Source organism: Paenibacillus hemerocallicola (genome assembly GCF_006265175.1).
GTDB lineage: Bacteria > Bacillota > Bacilli > Paenibacillales > NBRC-103111 > Paenibacillus_AB > Paenibacillus_AB hemerocallicola.
The window spans coordinates 1-4328 of the sequence record NZ_VDCQ01000140.1 but is presented as its reverse complement, the minus strand read 5'-3'; the positions used below and the strand labels follow the sequence as shown (position 1 = coordinate 4328).

3 protein-coding genes and 2 pseudogenes are annotated in these 4328 nt (G+C 46.5%); all 5 read right to left on the bottom strand.

What is annotated here, in order from left to right; genetic code table 11:
- Positions 1-836, bottom strand: a pseudogene (locus FE784_RS40405) (RHS repeat protein); the annotation flags it as partial.
- A gap of 6 nt (positions 837-842) precedes the next feature.
- Positions 843-1238 (bottom strand): annotated as a pseudogene (locus FE784_RS40400) (polymorphic toxin-type HINT domain-containing protein); the annotation flags it as partial.
- A 510-nt stretch (positions 1239-1748) separates the two neighbouring features.
- Positions 1749-1982 carry a transposase gene (locus FE784_RS43095; protein WP_425465602.1) on the bottom strand — a complete coding sequence of 78 codons (234 nt, stop codon included), beginning with the start codon at positions 1980-1982 and terminating at the stop codon, positions 1749-1751.
- Between the two features lie 342 nt (positions 1983-2324).
- On the bottom strand, positions 2325-2678 hold the full coding sequence (locus FE784_RS40385) for a hypothetical protein (protein WP_139607954.1): 354 nt from the start codon (positions 2676-2678) through the stop codon (positions 2325-2327).
- Between the two features lie 21 nt (positions 2679-2699).
- The coding region (locus FE784_RS42310) for a polymorphic toxin-type HINT domain-containing protein (protein ID WP_246132400.1) at positions 2700-4328 on the bottom strand (1629 nt) is incomplete at its 5' end.

Sequence of the window (4328 nt, the reverse complement as noted above, 5' to 3'; positions counted from 1 at the left end):
TAGCTGTAGCTCGCTTCGGAGAGGATCAGACTATCGCCTTGGCTCGTCTTCCGGTTGCCTCTGCCGTCGTACGTGTACGTGACGATTTGCCCATCCGGGCGGGACGTCTGCGTCAGACGATTCAATGGATCGTAGCTGTAAGTCGTCGTTCCGGCCGCATCCGTCACCGATGTGATGTTGCCGTTCGCATCGTACCCGTAGCCGTAGCTCGACAGTGTCTGCCCGCCCTTGCTGTTCGTGATGCTCGTCAGCCGGTTGATCTTGTCGTAGACGTAATCCGCTTTTGCATATGTCCCGTCGCCGAGACGCGGATACGTCACCGTTTTCAGCGTCCCGTTCGGGTTGTATTCGTATCTCGCGTATTGGCTGTCATCGCCTCCGGGGTTGGCGCTGCTTCCGTTGGTTTGGACCTTCTCTACTCTTACCTTATCGTAATGGTACGCGGTCGTAAAGCCGTATCCGTTCGTGACACCGGTTACTTTACCCGCCAAGTCGAACGTATTGGTTAGGGATAAAGCATGCCCTTCGCTCGTCACACTCTTGACCTTCAGCTGTCCATCTGCCGTATAGGCGTATGCGGCTGATTTCAACAATGTGGAGCCGGACCATTCCTCTTTCCGGATCGGACCGAACGGGTTGTCCTCGTAGTACGTTTTGAAGCTGGCGGTGCCGACGTTCGAGGTGACGAGCCGGTGCAGGTTATCGTAGGCGAAGCCGAACGATTGCTGCTTCAAATCCCGTTTCTGCGACAGGTCGCCGATCGTGTTGTACGTCAGCAAGTCCGCTTGACCGGCTGCGTCCACGTTTTGCGGCGTAGTAGAAGAAAACACAAACATTCGACACTAGTCGGCTAGACCAGCTTTTCTTAAGATTGATTGCATTGTAGGATTAAGTTCACTCCAAGACCTAACATGTCCGTGGTAAATACCATCACTAGTCTTATCAAGAACCACAAACTCCCCATCACTTATCCCAATTCTTCGGTCTGTATTCGGTCCAATCGATAATGAATTATCTAATACTGTTTGACCATCATTCGGTGCTTCATTCTTCTTACCGTTGTTTGTTGTTCCATGATAAGATGCATTTTCAAAGGTTCCATTTGGACCACACTGAGTATTATGAACCCAAACCCCAATATCAGTTACGTAATACGTATGGTAGTCAAGAACAGTAAAGTTGTAAACCGTAACCGGCTTCTCTAGTTTAATAAACTCAATCTTATCAATCGCAAGTGAGTTTCCGTTAGCTTTTTGGAGTTTATCCCCCGATTGTAGTTCATCTGCAAATAACCACCCTCTTCAACCCAGAACGGATGATTGTCTGTCTTCTCGATGATTTGCTCCCCAACATGCAATTTAATAATATCATCACGTTGGTTGCGATATAAGCCGTTACTTCCTTGTAAGCTAATTCCCATCAGGGTTATTCTCATCTTGGCAAGAACCTTATCTCCGTCTTCAATGTCTTCGATATTTTTCTCCCCTTCGTTAGTTAGAAACTTAATTCAGGGAATAAAGAAGGTGGCAACTGTTTCAGCTACCTCCATTGTATCATTAGCTTGCCGCCCCCGTTCAGGTGAAGCGGTAAGACGGTATTTTCTTCATCATGCTGTACAGGATGTTTACTAGCTTTCGCATAATGCAGATGATAACCTGTTTCTTCTTTTTGCCTTCACTCAACCGCTTTTCGTAGTATTCACGAAACAAGGGATTAAGCGGCTTATTGGAAGTTCTTGCTGTATGCACCTATCTAACAGCTAGCCCCCATAGTATCTTGTTCAATGCTCTGTTTCCTTGTCGTTGGTTGCAGTCTTTTCCCCTGCCGCCACTACTCATTTGGCTTGGCGTTAGTCCTGCATACTTGGCTAGTTTGTCAGCACTGCTAAATCGGCTAATATCTCCGATTTCCGCCACGATTGCCGAAGCAGTTACGTCATCAATCCCCGTAAAGGTGTTCAGCTTGAAGTCTAGCTTCTGCATGATGTGTCGAATGTGATTCTCCACATCGCTCATTTCACGGTGGACATCACGAATTTGATTAACATGACTTCGGACAAGGAAATCCCGATGCTCCTGATCGTTTCGCTTCGTATTCCCGTCAGTCTGAACACGCTATTGGTGCGAGGTTATAAGATTGTGATAAAGGGGTATATTATTCACATTGTGCATGTGTGTACAGGCATATTAGCGGATTACCGCTTACGGGGCTGATGAGGGTTAATTTCTATTGGGACGTGCCGCCCGAATTATTCGTCACTGGGTGGGGTAAAAAGAAAGACCTTAAGGATTCCACCCCAAGGTCACTAGAATAGCATAGCAAAATCAATCTTGATTTGCTCGTTTCATGTATTCATCATACGCTTCATGTATTTTTTTTACGCATATTTCTTTCCATAGGCTCTTTAAATCTTTTATTTGAGCCTCATTTGCATTTGGTGGCAACATCTCCCCACCTAGTCCTAACCAAGACTCACCATCGGGAACTTCCCCTTCGTCATCTGAATAGGCAATTTCATTGGGGGCATAAGTAAAGGCAACATGCTTGCAATTATTTTCCAAACAATGATAACCAGGATTTCCTACACTCCTTTTGCAGTAACTTGGAGCACCATCATTAGCATTTTCATCAGAAAAGCTACAAAACACCTCTAATATTACATGAGTAAATGTCGACAATTTGTACCTCCTGAATGATGTTTACTTACTATAATGTTTGGTAGTAACCTCATCAATAGTGATAACTCCATCTTTTTCGGTATAAATAATTCTACCTTGTCCACGGCCTTTACCTATACCCTTAACATCAGCGGCCCATCTTCCATCAGATAACCTATGGACATTGAGACCGCTTGTATTTCCTGATGCTAAACCTTGTACCGCTTTATCCAGTGCTTCCCTTTGCTCTTTCGCTAAGCCGTCAATTGTCCTTGTTGCATTCTTAGATTCCACAACCGTGTTCCATGAACAATTCGTATTATGCACCCAAATCTCAAGGTCACTGACAAAGTACGTATGGAACTCATCAACGGTCATGTTGTAAACAGTTACCTGCTTATGCTCCAGTTCGATGCTGTCAATCATCAGTGTATTCCCATCACTCTGAACAAGCAAGTCACCAACTTGAAGGTCTTTGACAAACGTCCATCCTTTGTCCTTCACATAGAACGGGTGATTAAAGGTCGATTCAATCGCCTGACCGCCCACATGGATGTTATAAATCTCATCAGTTTCGTGATTGAACGTTGCCGTAACCTCTTTATACGCTACCTCGCCAGTCTCTTCATCCTTGGAAAGAACCTTATCTCCGACTTCAATGTCTTCGATATTCTTCTCCCCTTCGTCTGTTAAAACCTTTGTACCGGCGGTAAAGCAGTTACATTCCACCGATAGGTTGGAAGAGGCTCTAACTCTCGCTGCTTTTGCACCTGCGGTTAGTGCAGCACTAACATCAACCATGGACTCCAGTAGCGTAGCCAATTCATGAGCACTAACCAGATCCGCTGTATTAACCTCTACCAAAACGCCAATTGCCCATTGGGAATTGCCAAGTGAATTTTCATAGGCACTGGTCATGGTCGCCATACCAAACAAATAATTGAAATAGTTGTTATCATCATCTTGAAATATTCTTTGGTAATAGGACCCCAATCGATCCTTTACATCGGACATGCCCAGTTCGCCGTCGCGTGCCATTTCAAGCATCAGTTGAACTTCTCGTGGATCATGTCCGCTTGGATCAATAAATCGCAATGGATTATTACCGACATACGTATAAAGGTTAAGACTCAACGGATTGCTAATATCCCCTTCATACGTATCCTTATTAATAAACCGCCCCACACTCGGATCATAATACCGCGCCCGCAAGTAGTAAAATCCCGTCTCCGTGTCATACATCTCGCCCGCGTACTTGAACGCATTCGGAACGCCTTCGCTTTGGCTAAGGATATTCCCCCACTCGTCGTAACGGTAGCTGTTCACGACCGCTCCGGACGTGTTCACCATCTGCACGACGTCGCCATGGCCGTTCTGCATGTAGTAGTACGACTGGCCTGTGGCCACTTCCTTCTTCATCAGCAGTCGGTCCGGTCCCCACACATACTGGGCGATCACGTTGTTGTTCGCATCCGATTCTGCAATCACTTGGCCGTTTCCGTTGTACGTATACCGTAGCGTGCCGGTCGGCGACGTCTTCTTGATCCGCAAGCCTTCGGTTTCCGGGCTGTACTGGAACGTTGTCGTCTCCGATCCGCTCGTGGCCTGGGTCAGTTCGTTCCACGGGCTGTAGCTGTAGCTCGCTTCGGAGAGGATCAGACTATCGCCTTG